Here is a 16,077-nt window from a genome sequence, read left to right on the forward strand (position 1 = left end):
TCATCATACGACAGATCATTACAAGCTCAATGACTGCTGCGCATTTTTTCAAAAGCTTCATTATATTGTTGGGCTTCCTTAATATCCACGGCCATAATACCGCCGTCGTCCCAAGAGGTCAAACGCAGAGTCACGGTCTTGTAATCAATCGTAATAAATGGATGATGATTGAATGCTTCAGATATAGCGGCAACTTCATCCACGAATGCAATCCCTTTCATAAAACTGGAAAAATTATATTTCCGAACGATCCAACGTCCTTCCTCCAGTTCCCAGCCCTCCAGTTTCTCCAGATGTGCTTCAATCTCTTCTTGTGTAAAAGGCATGTTACGAACTCCTCCCCGTTTATACGGAAGCCTTTCGACCGCTTAAATACGGCCAAAACTACGATATATTGGTGTACATATTACCACGGCCCCGTTGATAAATCCATAAGACGGACCTCAAATCAAAGGGACTGACGTCAGCTCCTCGTCTCCAATGAGTACATAGATACGATGCTGCTCCGGCTCATAGATCACAACGCCACTGCCTACAGTGATTATGGGCTCTGTACCCAGTGCATAAAATAAGTCTTCTGCCAAAGCTTCATTGACTTCCTGGCGTCCCGCCGGGTCCAGCCTGTCCCAATCTTCTGCTTCCATCTCGAAAAATTCGTAGCTGTCTGGGATGCGTCCCACAGCCTCTGTCAAATCGTTCAAAATTTGTTCATACTCACGCCCATGCTTTACTCCCATGCCATTTCCTCCAATGGTTCCGCCATTCAATACATAATCACCTTATTATACCGGAAATTCGCACTTAACAAAAAAGAGAGTTTTGTCGATAAATACTATAATCCGTCTTGTAATGACGCGCTTGGGGCAAGGACGACCCCGGCGGCATGAAAGGATTCAAAATCTATTCTCATGGATGAGGTGTATCATGCAAATTTCAACCATTATCGGACTTGTGCTCGGGATTATGTCACTGGTCGTCGGGATGATCTTAAAAGGCGCTCCGGTCGTCAATCTGGTCAATAATCCCGCTGCTTACATGATTATTTTCGTCGGAACGGCAGCGAGTATATTTATGGCCTTCCCGATGGCAGAAATCAAACGGATTCCGAAGCTGTTCAAGGTTATTTTCACCGAACAAAAACTGTTAGACCGCAAAGAGCTCATCGGTACGTTTACCGAGTGGGCATCCATTACCCGTCGTGAAGGTCTGCTCGCCTTGGAATCTAAGGTAGAGGAAATCGACGATCCCTTTATGCGTGGCGGCATGCGAATGATTATTGACGGAAATGATCAGGAATTCGTACGGGACGTTCTGATGGAGGATATCAATGCTACCGAGGACCGACATCGCTCTGGCGCGCTGATCTTCTCTCAAGCTGGTATGTACGCTCCAACGCTCGGGGTACTCGGTGCGGTTGTAGGTCTGATCGCCGCTCTGGCCGACCTTAGTGACATGGAAAAGCTCTCTCATGCCATTGCAGCAGCCTTCATTGCGACGTTGCTCGGTATTTTTACAGGTTATGTCCTGTGGCATCCGATGTCCAACAAGCTCAAACGGTTATCCAAAAAAGAAGTGGAGCTTAAATTAATGATGGTCGAAGGTCTGCTTTCCATTCAATCGGGGATATCGACGATTGCCATCAGTCAGAAACTGACGATCTTCCTGACTCCGACCGAACGGGCTACGTTGACCCAGAAGGATGGCGATTCCAGTGAGTAAAAAGAGACATGAACCGCATGAAGAGCATGCTGACGAAAGCTGGCTGTTGCCATATTCCGACTTAATGACCCTTCTGTTGGCTCTTTTCATTGTCTTATTCGGTATGAGCTCGCTCGACGCCAAAAAATTTGAAACTATGGCTCAATCCCTGAGTGCAGCTTTTAGTGGCGGCACTGGCGTGCTGGATCACTCGGCCGCGAATCCGTCGTCACAATCCATGGATATGGGCAAAAATAAAGAACAAGTATCACAACCCTTAAAATCGAAGGCTACTTCTACCTCTGAACTGCAAAAACAGTTGGCCCAGCGGGAAGAAGAAGATTTAAAAAAACTTAAAAAACAAATGGATCAATACATTCAAAATAACGGCCTGACCCCGTTGCTGAATACCAAGCTGAACCAATCACAGCTGATGATCACCATTAGTGATAATGCCTTGTTTTCATCCGGGCAGGCCGAAGTAAAGCCGGAAGCAAGAAAGCTGGCCAAGTCTATTTCTAGTATGCTTCAGCAGTTCCCTGGCTATGATGTTATCGTATCGGGTCACACGGATAATGTACCGATCTCCAACAGCCAGTTCCCGTCCAACTTTGATTTGAGCGCCAAGCGCTCTCTGAATTTCTTGCGTATCTTGTTGCTCAATCCAGATCTCGATCCAACCAAGTTTGTATCCATCGGTTATGGCGAGTATCGTCCATTGGCAAGCAATCAAGATGGTCAAGGACGCTCCAAAAACCGTCGTGTTGAAATATCTGTTCTCCGCAAATATCAGAACGGGACACAAGTCATCAGTCCTACCTCAAGCTCGAGTGAAGGTTGATTATGCATATGTTATATGAACAAAGGCACCGCCGCATTTTTATGCAGCTGGTGCCTCTTTGTTTATGCTTCCTGTACTTCTGGCCCTGTCAGGTACACGATCATACGCTGTAGGCTATACGAAACTCCTCTGGCATTAGCTAAGCGTATAATCGAGCATCTGGCCAAGCTCCTGCTTCTCAGCCTCTGTCAGATCACGCCAGGCACCTTTCTGAAGGGACCCCAACCGAATATTCATGATTCGCAGCCGTTGCAGTTTTTTTACTTCATAACCGAAGGCAGCACACATACGCCGGATCTGACGATTTTTCCCTTCAGTCAGGATAATACGGAATACATACTCAGATACACGCGTCACCTCACAAGGTAGCGTCCGCTGGCCGAGTATTTTCACCCCGCTGGACATGCCCTGCACAAAAGACGGTATGACAGGGCGATCCACTGTTACGATATATTCTTTCTCATGCTTGCCTTCTGCCCGTAAAATCTTATTCACAATGTCTCCATCATTGGTAAGTAAAATGAGACCTTCCGAATCCTTATCCAGGCGTCCAATCGGGAATATCCGCTGCGGGTGCCCCACAAAATCAACAACATTGCCTCTAATGTGGCTCTCCGTTGTACTTGTAATGCCCACCGGCTTGTTCAATGCAATATAGACGTGATCGGACTTCTCGCGCAGTGGCTTGCCGTTCACGCGAACATCATCGCCTTCCTCCGCTTGACTACCCAGCACGGCCACTTCGCCGTTAATCGTCACGCTGCCGCTCTCTACCAGCTTGTCCGCCTCCCGACGCGAGCAAAAACCGGTTTCGCTGATAAACTTGTTAATGCGCAACCTGTGTACCCTCCATTTCTACTAACACACTTCCTCCTGCGCCCCTGCCCGTTACTCCGGCTTGGCAATCGGAAGCTGCACCAGGGCTGTCGTTCCCTCTCCCTCTGTGCTTTCAATATCCAGTGTGCCTTTATGACTCTGTATAATACGCTGGCTGACCATAAGTCCTAGTCCTGTCCCTGTTTCTTTGTTTGTGAAAAAAGGTTCTCCTAGCTTGGACAGCATTTCTGCAGGAATACCCGTTCCCTGGTCCCGTATGAAGATTTTAACGCTTTCTCCCTCCAAGAACAAATGAATCGTGATGATACCACCTTTACTCATAGCCTCCATGCTATTTTTAAGTAAATTAATGAATACCTGTTTTAACTGATTTTCTTCGGCGTATACCAGGGCAGGCTCGTCCGTGACCTGAAGATTGAATACAATGCCCAGCAGATGCGCCTGACTATCTAGTAAAGAAATCACATCGCTCACAATATAGCGAACATCTTTTTTCTGAAAATGCACCGCCTGTGGCTTCGCCAGAATTAAAAACTCGCTTACGATCAAATTAATGCGATCCAGCTCAGACATCATAATATCGTTGTGTTTCATATTCAACACTTGATTTTGCTGCTGTAGTTGGAGAAAGCCACGTAGCGTGGTTAGCGGATTACGAATCTCATGCGCTACGCCTGCTGCTAGTTGTCCGACGGTTGTCAGTTTCTCTGATCTGCGCAACAGCTCCTCCATCCGGTTGCGACCCGTGATATCACGCGACACGCAGATAAACCCCAAAATCTGGCCTTCTTCATCCAGAATAGGCGACGTGCTCATACTAATCTCTACCGTACTTCCATCCTTACGCATTCTAAGGGACTCACTTGATACGATGCTCTCTCCCTGAAGCAGGCTCTTCTTCTGAAATTCATACTCCTCCTGTTGCTGCGGAGGTACAAACTCCAGCTTACGACCAACCAACTCTTTCTTGGTCCAGCCGTACAAAGCTTCGAAGGCATGATTGACCCGAACGACACGATCCTCTTCATCAGTCACATGAATCGCATCTGCTGTCTGATTAATAACCGATTCCAGATGCTCCTTTACAGAACGGTTCTCTTCATACATTTGTTCGAGTCTTCTCGTATACACCCCCAAATTGTAGGCCATCGCATTGATGCGCTCACCCAACTGTGCAAGCTCATGACCACCCTTGATTTCTAGCCGTGTATCAAAATGACCATCAGCCATCTCGTTCACTTTGCCCAGAATCGACTGAATTGGACGGACAAACAGACTGGCAAGCACATAGCTTCCAATGATCACAACCTCTAAAAGGACAATAGAAATGGCAATTAAACTAATCAATTGCTTGGAAATAACAGAAGTGATCGTATCATAATTCATAACAATACGGATAACATAGGCATCACGGTTAGCCGGATAAAAAGGTATGTAACTGACGAGAACCCGTTCGCCTTTAATATAGCAGTCTTGTACAATACTCTCCCCCGAGATGATAGCCCTGGACACGGCCAAACGATCCTCCTGCACTCTCGTTAGTTGATACGTGCCGAATTGGATCGGTTTGTTGTACATGTAATAGTATTTCCAGTCGTTCCCGTTCTTGTCCATCGTAGCGCCACCAAAGGTTGCAGGGTTAATTCCTGTAATCTCCATGATGCGATAATCCACTTGTTGGGTTTGCTTTACGATCTCATCGGGACTCAGGATGGTTATGAAATTTTGTACTGAAGTATCCTGAAAGGAAATTCGAATTAAGTAGTTACGTTTTTGGTCATAATAAAATCCCCATTTATTAATATGTGAGGAGTCTGAACCCGTGTAGTCAAATGATCCGGTCCAAAAATGATCCAGTTTCTGACCTTGCGCCATTGCAGCCTGTCCATGCTCATATAATTGGTCAACTGCATTTTTCCAATGCCCGGTCAATGGATCGGATGGCGTTACTTCTTTAGGATCGGAGGATTTGACAACCTTATACCCCTGCCCGTCTCGAATCATCAAAGAAATATTAATATCCCTGTGGAGTGTGGCTATCTGTTGAAGCTGTTCCTGCTGAATATTTCGGATGTCAGGATCGAGCTGATTGGCAGCCAACGTGGCAGAAAGCCACAGATTATATCCGAGCTGTTTGTCAACGGCCTCCCAGCTATGTTGGGTTTGTTCGATAGCTCCTCCGATAATTTTAGCGGTCAGAACCATTTTAGTTTCACTGTCACTTCTTAGATTTTCGTGGGTCGTGTAATAATTGAGTGCGATGTTTAACAACAGGATAAACAAGACGGACCCCGACAAAATGATCGTTATTCTGATTTTTATCGACACACTGATTTCTCACCTCTTGCCGTATGCTGGCGATTACTGGCAATTGCTAACTCAATGATACCGTAATAGCGCCTCTGATACCAGCATTTACATTTACCGGATATACATAAATACACACCTTGTGTACAGTATTGTCAATAGACGATCGTTTGCCTACAATATAAGAAGATAATCATCCACAGGTAGTCCACAAATACACAGATTTTATTATAAACTGTGGATAAACCTGTGGACAAGTGCCGTGTTATCCACAATTTTATTCACATCATGTTAACAACGGAATATTTGTTCGTTGGATAATTCCGCGTTTGAAAGGAGCATTTTCCCAGTGACCACCATGGATCACGCCTATTGGATGAAAGAAGCCATTCAGGAAGCATATAAGGCAGAAACGTTAGGTGAAGTCCCCATTGGGGCTGTCATCGTAAAAGATAATGAAATCATCGGTCGCGGCTACAATTTGCGCGAGACGGATGCTGACCCAACCGCACATGCAGAGATGGTTGCCATTCGTCAGGCCAGTGAGCACTTAGGCGCTTGGCGCCTGCTGGATTGTAGGCTGTATGTCACTCTGGAGCCGTGTCCAATGTGCGCCGGAGCCATTGTTCAATCACGGGTTCCCCATTTGATATACGGAACTACAGATCCCAAGGCAGGCTGCGCAGGCACGCTGATGAATTTATTACAGGAGCCTCGGTTTAATCACTGTACAGAAGTAACTAGTGGTGTACTGCAGGAGGAATGCGCCTCGCTGCTAACGAGCTTTTTTCGGCATCTCCGGCAAAAAAGAGCGGCAGCCAGATTGTCTCCTCCCCCATCCTCATCCTGAGGGGGAAAAGTCCAAAACACTTCATCTCATTGCTAATTCCCCATGGAAGGAGACCAACCCATGCCTATGAGCTTGTATAATACGCCTCAAGGTATCTTTTTACGGCCATTTAGCTTGGCGGATAGCGAAGCCCTTCTCGCCCTTAGGCACCGTAATAGGGATTCCCATGCGCCTTATGAGCCGCTTTACGAGGATTCATTTTTCACATTAGAGAAACAGCAGGATTATATCCGTCAGAAATTGCGTCAGGCCGAAGAGGATCGAGGTTACGTGTTCGGTATCTTTCTCTTAAAGGAAGAACGGCTCATCGGTTATATCTCTATTTCCAATCTAGTACGTGGAGTTGGACAATTCGCTGATATCGGCTACATGATGGATCATCATGAACAGGGTAAAGGGCATATGACCGCTGCCTTAAAGTTGATCATACAATATGCCTTTCGTGCCTTATCTCTACATCGTCTCCAAGCGGGTACCCTTTTGCATAATGATCCCTCACAACGTGTATTAAAAAAATGCGGCTTCCAGCCAGAAGGCATTGCTCGCAAGCTTATACAGATTCAGGGCGCATGGCAGGATCACCAGATGTTTGGACTTTTGGCTGAGGATGACGTGTGGCAGAGCTAAATGACTGCACAGGGACAACATTAACAGTAAACAAAAAACCGCCCGGCTTATGCCGAGCGGTTTTCTTACATCATATACGAAAAAAATGATGTTTTGCAATCATGTCATCCCATAATTAAGGAGCAACAGTTTGCATTTTTTGTTGCAGTTGTTCCATAGTCAGGACTTGATCACCTGTTGGAATACCCACTTTAAATGCTGCTTTAGCATTGATTTTGCTGTATTGCGTGTAGCCTGTTACGGACAATTTCACATTGTCTTTTGTAGCCGGATCATTCATCTCTACATTCGCATTCAGGTCTTGATACACAGGAATGTTATCCTTGTTCAAAGCTGTGTTAATGTCAAATTGTTTCACCGTCAAATAGTTTTTCAACTCATCCAGCTTTTTGCTAACTTCGCTGGTGTTGGATTGCAGTTCTTTCTTCGCTTCAGCCAGCTCTTCCTTCTTCACTTGAAGCATGCCAGCATATTCATCTTTAGACATCACATCAAGGACTTTAGGAAGCGCCTTAGTGATAAATGTATTGGTCGCTTGCTTCACATTGTCGTTCGTTATTTTGAACTGAACTACTTGTTTAGCTTCAACGCCTTGTGGCAATTTAGCGTCTTTAGGATCAATATCAAAGAAGTACGTAGCTTGATCATACTCGTTCATAATAGCAGCAATCACTTCATTCGCAAATTTCTGCGATTTTTCCTGATCCATGGCTGCAGGATTAAATTCTTGTCCTGATTGTTTAGCCAGTTCTTGTGGATCAATGATCAGGAATTTACCTACAACATCCTGTGGAAGCGGGTAAAATGGAATATTAGGAATTTTAACGTACAGTTTATCTTTAGTCATTACCATTGGAATCGTGAAGCTGGTGGAAAGATCACCTTTCAAATGAATGCCGAGCGTCATTTCAGATTGGAAAGGTTCTTTTTGGTATACACCATCCAGCGTAATATCAGCATTTTTCAGCATGCTAGTTACCATTGCACTTTGCTCACTTGGAACAGAAGCGGATGTAATGGTCAGTTCCTTAATCGTGAATTGACTTTTGGATTCATAAGAATTCAATTTCATTGCATTAGCTGTACCGGTCGTAACAGCTTCCTTCGGTTCTAACTTCTTGCTACAACCTACCAGGGCTACCGTCAAAAGCAACACCATAGTGAGTACCAAGACGGATAACTTTTTACTCATTGTGTAGATTCTCTCCTCTCGTAATTAACCCCTTTTTTATGCTAACAAAAAAAATACACACCTTCTATTTTAACTCATATTCTCAAACGGCGAAACACTTATTGGAAAATTTTCTTACAATAAGCACAAAGACACCCTGGCTCTCTAACCAGGGTGTCTTACACTATGCAATATATTTTAGGAGAAAGGTCTGCCTGCTTATGAGCCTTCTCTATTATGGTGATCCACGTGATTCCGCTGTTTCACCTTCTTGGAACCGGATAACGGCTCCTGCTGATGACTACGCTCACGCTTTTCGTTACTTCCACCAGAATCCTGTGCTTCGGGAACAGGAATGGCTTTAGGCTTGCTCATTTATGCATCCTCCATTCTCAGTCTATATTTTTGGTACATCAACGAATCCGTTTATTACCATTAAAAATAGGACTATAGATGGTGTAGATCTTCCGTTTTATCGTGATTTAGTGAATCCTGATGACGGCGATCATTACGATCCTGCTGCACTTGCTGTGCCTGATGACTATTAACTGGACGTTGCTCCAAATCATCAACAATGTTAGACAGGTTTTTATCCAGTCCGTTTTTGGCTTTTGTCATGTAGCCTTCCTCCTCATTCCTTCATGACCTACGAATGCGTCAACGACTGTAATGTTTGGGCACATTGGTGAATATGCCGAGTATAATCGGACACTAACTGCTGAATGATATCTGTTCGTTCATCCACAGACTGTCCGTCTCGCTCTACATCGACTAAGCTAACCTGTACTTCCCGGGAGTCTACATAAGTACATGCAAAATCAAAGGAGTACATTTGTCGGCCTTCAACCTCGATGTGGATTCGTATAGCCCGGTTATTGGCTTCATCTGCCTGTACCTGTGATTTGTCCCCTGAATTCAAAAGAATCGGCAGTTGTTCCTGCCAGGCCTCTACCAGCTTTTGCTGGTCTACTGTCATTTCTCGATTCATGCCAGCACCTCCACATCTGATAACGTGTGAAAAAAACGAGCTTTTTATACAACAAAAAAGCCATTCTCCACGATTTCTGATCATTAGCTTATAAAGGCCAATGTATCAGCTATCGTATTTGAATGACTTGGTTTATTTAAAATATGGCGGAGAGGATGGGATTCGAACCCATGTGAGCTTGCACTCTAACGGTTTTCAAGACCGCCCCGTTATGACCGCTTCGGTACCTCTCCAGGTGGTAAATGGATAAAGCTGCTTTCCTTTTAACATACTCAGGCGCAACAAAATTATTTTACCACAGGATTTCTAAGAATGCAACACTTACTGCTTAGGAGCAATAACCTCAATACCTCGCATGTATGAACGCAGGACTTCTGGGATCACGATGCTTCCGTCCTCTTGTTGATAGTTCTCCAAAATAGCAGCCACAGTCCGCCCCACAGCCAATCCTGAACCGTTCAGCGTATGTACAAATTCAGGCTTCGCTTTCGAATCTGGACGGAAACGAATGTTTGCACGACGCGCTTGGAAGTCTTCTGTGTTTGAACAAGAAGAAATCTCGCGGTACATGCCACTCTCAGGCAACCATACTTCCAGATCGTACGTTTTGGCAGACGTAAAACCCATATCTCCAGTGCAAAGTGCCAGCACGCGATATGGAAGTCCGAGCAGCTGTAAAACACGCTCAGCGTTATTCGTCATTTTCTCCAATTCCTCATAAGAGGTATCCGGGTGAACTAGCTTAAGCATCTCTACCTTATTGAACTGATGCTGACGGATCAGGCCACGTGTATCACGTCCTGCTGATCCTGCCTCCGAGCGAAAGCAAGAGCTGTATGCTACATAATATTTTGGAAGCTGCTCCGCATTCATGATCTCTTCACGGTGGTAGTTGGTTACCGGAACTTCAGCCGTAGGAATGAGATAATACTCAGTATCACGCAGCTTAAACAAATCTTCTTCAAACTTCGGAAGTTGACCCGTTCCGTACAAGCTATCCCGATTTACAATGTATGGAGGAAGCATTTCTTCATAACCATGCTCACTGCTGTGCAGATCCATCATAAAGTTAATCAGCGCACGCTCTAATCTTGCTCCCAGTCCTTTGTAGAACGTAAAACGAGAACCCGTTACCTTGGCTGCTGCCTCAAAATCAAGAATATCTAGATCCTGAGCCAATTCCCAATGCGCTTTAGGTGTAAAAGAAAACTCGCGTGGCTCCGACCAGCGACGGATTTCTACATTATCCTCTTCCGATGCACCTACAGGTACTGTTTCACTAGGAATATTCGGAATAGACATCACCAGTTCGTCGATCTGTACTTCCAGTTCGCGTACTTGCTCATCTAATTCTTTAATACGATCGGAGACTTGACGCATTTCTGCAATCAGATCATCCGCATTTTCCTTATTCTTCTTCAACTTGGCTACTTCACCGGATACCACGTTCCGACGATTTTTGAGTCCTTCGCTTTCTTGTAGTAACTCACGACGGCTTACATCCAGATCTGTAAAACCATTAATCAGATCCAGAGATTTCCCCCTGTTCTGCAAAGCTTTCTCAACCCGACCAAGCTCATTACGTAAAATCTTTATATCTAACACAGGTAATCCCTCCTACACTACAAACCTGACTTTCCCCTATTCGCGGACCATATCCACAAAATACTGATGTAACCGGTAATCGTCTGTTAACTCCGGATGGAAGGATGAAGCCAGCAAATGACCCTGACGGGCTGCCACGATCTCGCCGTTATACTCAGACAGCACATCTACTCCCGTTCCAACAGACTGTATTAATGGCGCGCGTATAAATACAGCACGAACCGGTTCCTCAATCCCTTTAATGTTCAAGTCTGTTTCAAAGCTTTCTCTTTGGCGACCAAATGCATTACGCGATACTGTAATATCCATGAGTCCCAAATGTGCTTCTTCCTGTCCTTGAATCGTTTTAGCCAGTACAATCAATCCCGCGCAAGTACCGAATACAGGCTTGCCTTGATTGGAAAACTGACGTACAGCCTCTATAAAATTATACTTGCGCATTAGCTTACCGATAGTGGTACTTTCACCACCGGGAATGATAAGACCGGACAGCTCATCGAGCTGTTCGATCTTCTTCACCGCTATACCTTCCGCACCCGCACGTTCAACGCTTCGTATATGTTCAGCTACAGCGCCTTGCAGCGACAATACACCTATTTTCATGCCGGTCCCTTCTTTCTTACCAACCACGATCCTGCATGCGCTCATGCGGTGCCAGTTTGGAAATTTCAATGCCTTTCATAGGAGTTCCCAAATTCTTGGAGACTTCTGCAATTAGCTTGTAATCCGTATAATGAGTGGTCGCTTCCACGATTGCACGTGCAAACTTCTCAGGGCTATCCGACTTGAAAATACCAGAACCTACAAAGACGCCATCAGCGCCTAAATGCATCATTAACGCGGCATCGGCAGGTGTCGCTACACCACCCGCTGCAAAGTTGACCACAGGCAGCTTGCCAAGCTCATGCACTTCTAACAGCAGTTCATAAGCAACTCCGAGGTTTTTCGCTTCTGCATACAGCTCGTCCTTCGACAAGTTTTGCACCTTGCGAATTTGACCATTGATAAAACGCATATGCCGAACGGCCTCAACAATATTCCCAGTTCCCGGTTCGCCCTTCGTACGGATCATAGATGCACCCTCACCAATACGACGCAGCGCTTCTCCCAGATCCTTGGCTCCACAAACAAATGGAACGGTGAACTCCCGCTTATCAATATGGAAAACTTCATCCGCAGGTGTCAGCACCTCGCTCTCATCGAGATAGTCAACACCGAGAGATTCCAGTACCTTTGCCTCTACAAAGTGACCGATGCGAGCCTTAGCCATAACAGGAATAGAAACAACCTTCATAACTTCTTCCACAATCGTTGGGTCAGCCATACGAGCAACCCCACCAGCTGCACGGATATCCGAAGGCACCCGTTCAAGAGCCATTACAGCTGTAGCTCCTGCTGCCTCTGCAATTTTAGCCTGCTCAGCGTTCATGACATCCATGATTACGCCGCCTTTTTGCATCTCTGCCATACCTCTTTTTACACGCGAAGTTCCCGTTTCCATGTCGTTGCCTCCTGTAAGGGTTACGTTTAGATTCTAACTTAATATTTTACCGCACGAATGCCAAATACACAATCATTTCAAGCTGCAAAATAAGTAATGAAAAACAAGGTAGGTCGCCTAGCTTTGCTTTTTTAGAAGAGGTTCTTAATTCCTTGGAACAGATCTCCGAAGAAATCACCGATTGCCCGGAAAAGCATTCGGAACCAGCCGCCCTCTTCTACTGCCGTCGTAGTAACCAGATCAACGGTTTTTGTCTGCCCTTTATCCACACCGTCTGTCTTGTACGTGTACGTAATTGTTCCGACTTTGGCCCCTTGCTTCAAAGGTGCCACCAGAGAGCTTGCTGGTGTAATGTTCGTTGTAAAGGTTACCTTAGGATTGCTCGCACCCTTAGGTACAATAAAGCTTACTGCATCCTTGGTGACGATCGGTACTTCTGTTTCCGTACCTTTGGTCACAGGCACATTCTCAACACCCTTAACCACCGTCTTTGGAGCAACAACCTGCTTCACTTCAAAGTTATCAAAACCATAGTTCAGCACTTTAGCTGTCTCTGTAAAACGATGAGGCTCTGAATCTGCTCCCATAACTACACTGATGAGACGCATTCCGTTGCGCTCAGCGGTTCCTGTAAAACAGTTTCCAGCATTGCTCGTATGGCCCGTTTTCATTCCGTCCAAGCCGGGATAAGCAAACTTTCTAAAGTTAGTAATATTTTTGTTTGCTTCTAGCATCCAGTTATAGTTAATAATTGGTGCTTTGTCAGTCGGTCGGAATTTGTAAGATTGAATTGTGGTAAACCGTGTATAATCCGGGTGGTCCTTTATAATGTTACTAGCTAATGTCGCTGCATCTCTCGCTGTCATCACAGTTTCCCGGTCTGTATCCGGCTGGAAGCCTTTCGGCATATCACCACGGTCCAAACCAGTCGAGTTGATAAAATACGTATTTTTCATGCCCATTTTCTGAGCTGTTTCATTCATTAGTTTTACAAAGTCCTGCTCAGTTCCGGATACGCGTTCAGCAAGTGCTACTGTTGCATCATTAGCAGAACCTACCGCCATTGCAATATAAAGCTCTTCTACCGTATGTTGATCCCCTTGAGCCAAAAAAATACGTGATCCAATGCTCTTAGAAGCATTCTCGTTAACCGTAACCTTATCCGTCCACTTGAGTTTACCTTGCTTAACCTGTTCAGCCACGATGTATTCTGTCATCATTTTAGTCATACTTGCTGGTGGAAGTGGCTCATCTGGATTCATAGACAGCAATACTTGCCCAGTGGAAGGCTCGATCAAAATGGCAGAACGTAGTGCCAGACTAGGGGGGTTAATAGAACCTGTCCCCGTAATATTGGTTGCCTGTGTTGCCGCTCCAGCTGCAAAAGTAGCCACGCTCGGATCAAAATTTCCTACAACAGGCAATGCCGACATATACATCATATTAAGCACCATGACTGCAGTCACACTCTTTTTAATCATGCTGCGTTTTGTATTTTGCTTTAAATTGTTCGCTTTCAAATGAATACAAACTCCTCTCGTACCTCAACCCGATCCGCTATGTATAACGAGACGGTGGTTACAGCCTCTACTTGGCCAATGTAATTAATGTTTTAATGTTATAAAATCCAGTTTTATTTCGTTTTCTTAGTTGTATCCTGTCATGAGCATTTCCTGCTCGAATCTTCTTCACTGGTAGGAATCGTCCAAAAGACCTACGTGCCCTAATTCATCACTAATTTCGTCATAAAGGCGGACACTTGTCTATTCTATCACAGGGGTATCTCTAAAAAAAGACAGGCAGAGCGAAATACGCTCTGCCTGTCGTCAAGTCTACTACAGCCGAACTTTATAGAGAGTAGTTTGGTGCTTCTTTCGTAATTTGCACATCATGCGGATGGCTCTCACGCAGACCAGCGCCTGTAATACGGATAAAGCTTGTATCGTTACGAAGCTCCTCAATATTAGCTGTACCGCAATAACCCATACCAGAACGAAGACCGCCCAACAGCTGATGAACAGTGTCGGAAAGTGGTCCTTTATAAGCAACGCGTCCTTCTATGCCTTCCGGTACCAATTTCTTGTCGTCATCTTGGAAATAACGATCTTTACTACCTTGCTTCATCGCAGCCATAGATCCCATGCCACGATATACTTTGAAGCGGCGTCCTTGATAAATTTCAGATTCGCCTGGGCTTTCTTCCGTACCTGCAAAAAGACTTCCCAGCATTACCGCAGAAGCTCCTGCCGCAATAGCCTTTGTAATTTCACCGGAGTATTTAATACCGCCGTCTGCAATAATCGGAATATTATATTCACGTGCTACTGTTGCACAATCATAAATTGCTGTTACTTGTGGAACACCAATCCCTGCGATTACGCGTGTTGTACAGATGGAGCCTGGACCAATACCGACTTTTACGACCGATGCTCCAGCTTCAATCAATTCGCGCGTTCCGTCACCAGTAGCTACATTACCTGCTACAATCGTCAGATCAGGATAAGCTTCACGCAGCTTGCGGACTGCTTCAATAATGTTAATATGATGCCCGTGAGCAGAGTCCACAACAATCATATCCACACCAGCTTTTACAAGTGCTTCAGTCCGATCAAATGTATCTTTGGAAATGCCGACAGCCGCACCGACCAGAAGACGGCCTTGTGCATCTTTCGCTGCGTTCGGAAATTGAATAGCTTTCTCAATATCTTTAATGGTGATAAGGCCTTTGAGATAATTTTCATCATCGACCAAAGGGAGCTTTTCAATTTTATGCTTTTGCAAAATGACTTCCGCTTCCTGTAAAGTCGTACCTACAGGTGCAGTTACCAGTTCTTCCTTCGTCATGACTTCACTGATTTTAAGGTTAAAATCGTGAATAAAGCGAAGATCGCGGTTAGTAATAATACCCACCAGTTTGTTTTCTTCGTTTACAACAGGTACACCAGAAATGCGGTATTTACCCATAACTGCTTCAGCATCGGATACCAAATGATCCGGAGTCAATGAGAATGGATTGGTGATAACACCGCTCTCCGAACGTTTAACCCGATCCACCTCTACCGCTTGCTGTTCAATCGACATATTTTTATGAATAATACCGATACCGCCCTCACGAGCCATCGCGATTGCCAACACTGCCTCAGTAACAGTATCCATACCAGCACTCATCAAAGGAATATTCAGCTTTACGTTATCACTCAAACGAGTCGCTACGCTTACTTCTTTGGGCAGAACCACCGACTTGCGAGGTACCAGCAAAACATCGTCAAAGGTAAGGCCTTCCTTACCGAATTTATCTTCCCACACCAAGATGATCCTCCTTCAAATTGTTTAGTCTGTATTGGTCTTGTTGTCTGTCCGACATGGACAAATCAAGGCTCTCTGAAAATATATTATTGCAATCTTAGCAAAGCGGTATAGGGGTGTCAAGCCTTCATCAATAGCCCTAACCTTTAGTATTTCCCTGTACAAACAACTGTACTCCTACGAAGGACAACCTTTAAAAATAAGCGTTTCCAAAGGTATTAACTATTCACAAGAGCATATCTCCTCTTAGAATGCGCAGCATAGAAGCAATTATATAAGTGGTTTGTAGCGCAATATACCAAAGAGGACCATAATCTCATTGAGATTATGGTCCTCTTTACTTGTT

General features: G+C 45.0%; 17 protein-coding genes and 1 tRNA gene. 4 read left to right on the forward strand and 14 right to left on the reverse strand.

Annotated elements, in window-relative coordinates; all coding sequences use genetic code 11:
* Positions 1 to 26: 26 nt before the first annotated feature.
* Together MKX59_RS27320 and MKX59_RS27325 are read right to left on the reverse strand one after the other, a co-directional pair.
* The gene (locus tag MKX59_RS27320) at positions 27 to 326 is read right to left on the reverse strand and encodes a 4a-hydroxytetrahydrobiopterin dehydratase (protein WP_007428083.1); all 300 of its coding nucleotides are present in this window, start codon (positions 324 to 326) and stop codon (positions 27 to 29) included.
* 117 nt (positions 327 to 443) lie between these two features.
* On the reverse strand, positions 444 to 737 hold the full coding sequence (locus tag MKX59_RS27325; RefSeq protein WP_028542600.1) for a hypothetical protein: 294 nt from the start codon (positions 735 to 737) through the stop codon (positions 444 to 446).
* A gap of 187 nt (positions 738 to 924) precedes the next feature.
* On the opposite strand from MKX59_RS27325, the gene motA reads away from it, so the two are divergent.
* Positions 925 to 1,719, forward strand: coding sequence for a flagellar motor stator protein MotA (gene motA / locus MKX59_RS27330; RefSeq protein WP_028542601.1), 795 nt, complete (start codon positions 925 to 927; stop codon positions 1,717 to 1,719).
* Positions 1,712 to 2,539, forward strand: a complete 828-nt coding sequence (gene motB / locus MKX59_RS27335) for a flagellar motor protein MotB (RefSeq protein WP_025723781.1) — start codon at positions 1,712 to 1,714, stop codon at positions 2,537 to 2,539. The genes motA and motB overlap by 8 nt, the downstream gene beginning before the upstream one ends.
* A gap of 135 nt (positions 2,540 to 2,674) precedes the next feature.
* Here motB and rluF read toward each other — a convergent pair whose 3' ends face one another.
* Both rluF and MKX59_RS27345 read right to left on the reverse strand, forming a co-directional pair.
* Positions 2,675 to 3,376, reverse strand: a complete 702-nt coding sequence (rluF, locus tag MKX59_RS27340; protein ID WP_028542602.1) for a 23S rRNA pseudouridine(2604) synthase RluF — start codon at positions 3,374 to 3,376, stop codon at positions 2,675 to 2,677.
* Between the two features lie 51 nt (positions 3,377 to 3,427).
* Positions 3,428 to 5,704, reverse strand: a complete 2,277-nt coding sequence (locus MKX59_RS27345; protein WP_028542603.1) for a PAS domain S-box protein — start codon at positions 5,702 to 5,704, stop codon at positions 3,428 to 3,430.
* Between the two features lie 328 nt (positions 5,705 to 6,032).
* Between MKX59_RS27345 and tadA the strand changes: the two genes are divergently transcribed.
* Both tadA and MKX59_RS27355 read left to right on the forward strand, forming a co-directional pair.
* Positions 6,033 to 6,533: a tRNA adenosine(34) deaminase TadA gene (gene tadA, locus MKX59_RS27350; RefSeq protein ID WP_053324343.1), complete on the forward strand. Its 501-nt coding sequence runs from the start codon at positions 6,033 to 6,035 to the stop codon at positions 6,531 to 6,533.
* Positions 6,534 to 6,593: 60 nt separating this feature from the next.
* Positions 6,594 to 7,160, forward strand: a complete 567-nt coding sequence (locus MKX59_RS27355) for a GNAT family N-acetyltransferase (protein ID WP_053324342.1) — start codon at positions 6,594 to 6,596, stop codon at positions 7,158 to 7,160.
* Between the two features lie 115 nt (positions 7,161 to 7,275).
* On the opposite strand, the gene MKX59_RS27360 is transcribed toward MKX59_RS27355, so the two are convergent.
* The 10 genes from MKX59_RS27360 to guaB form a co-directional block, all read right to left on the reverse strand.
* Positions 7,276 to 8,352 (reverse strand): hypothetical protein, encoded by a 1,077-nt coding sequence (locus MKX59_RS27360; protein ID WP_028542606.1) that lies wholly within the window; start codon positions 8,350 to 8,352, stop codon positions 7,276 to 7,278.
* Positions 8,353 to 8,550: 198 nt separating this feature from the next.
* Positions 8,551 to 8,706, reverse strand: a complete 156-nt coding sequence (locus tag MKX59_RS27365; protein ID WP_025720032.1) for a small acid-soluble spore protein P — start codon at positions 8,704 to 8,706, stop codon at positions 8,551 to 8,553.
* Between the two features lie 72 nt (positions 8,707 to 8,778).
* Entirely contained in the window at positions 8,779 to 8,949 is a 171-nt protein-coding gene (locus MKX59_RS27370; protein WP_007428073.1) for a hypothetical protein, read from the reverse strand.
* 28 nt (positions 8,950 to 8,977) lie between these two features.
* Entirely contained in the window at positions 8,978 to 9,319 is a 342-nt protein-coding gene (locus MKX59_RS27375; RefSeq protein WP_013308177.1) for a hypothetical protein, read from the reverse strand.
* A gap of 144 nt (positions 9,320 to 9,463) precedes the next feature.
* A tRNA-Ser gene (locus MKX59_RS27380) sits at positions 9,464 to 9,552 on the reverse strand.
* An 88-nt stretch (positions 9,553 to 9,640) separates the two neighbouring features.
* Entirely contained in the window at positions 9,641 to 10,924 is a 1,284-nt protein-coding gene (serS, locus tag MKX59_RS27385) for a serine--tRNA ligase (RefSeq protein WP_053324340.1), read from the reverse strand.
* A gap of 36 nt (positions 10,925 to 10,960) precedes the next feature.
* Positions 10,961 to 11,527: a pyridoxal 5'-phosphate synthase glutaminase subunit PdxT gene (gene pdxT, locus MKX59_RS27390; RefSeq protein ID WP_053324339.1), complete on the reverse strand. Its 567-nt coding sequence runs from the start codon at positions 11,525 to 11,527 to the stop codon at positions 10,961 to 10,963.
* Positions 11,528 to 11,543: 16 nt separating this feature from the next.
* Complete coding sequence (gene pdxS, locus MKX59_RS27395) at positions 11,544 to 12,425, reverse strand: pyridoxal 5'-phosphate synthase lyase subunit PdxS (protein WP_025720037.1); 882 nt, start codon at positions 12,423 to 12,425, stop codon at positions 11,544 to 11,546.
* Between the two features lie 131 nt (positions 12,426 to 12,556).
* Positions 12,557 to 13,945, reverse strand: coding sequence for a D-alanyl-D-alanine carboxypeptidase family protein (locus MKX59_RS27400; protein WP_053324338.1), 1,389 nt, complete (start codon positions 13,943 to 13,945; stop codon positions 12,557 to 12,559).
* A 328-nt stretch (positions 13,946 to 14,273) separates the two neighbouring features.
* Positions 14,274 to 15,731, reverse strand: coding sequence for an IMP dehydrogenase (gene guaB / locus MKX59_RS27405; protein WP_013308172.1), 1,458 nt, complete (start codon positions 15,729 to 15,731; stop codon positions 14,274 to 14,276).
* Positions 15,732 to 16,077 lie beyond the last annotated feature (346 nt).

This window comes from Paenibacillus sp. FSL R7-0340, assembly GCF_038002205.1.
Classification (GTDB): Bacteria; Bacillota; Bacilli; order Paenibacillales; family Paenibacillaceae; genus Paenibacillus; species Paenibacillus polymyxa_B.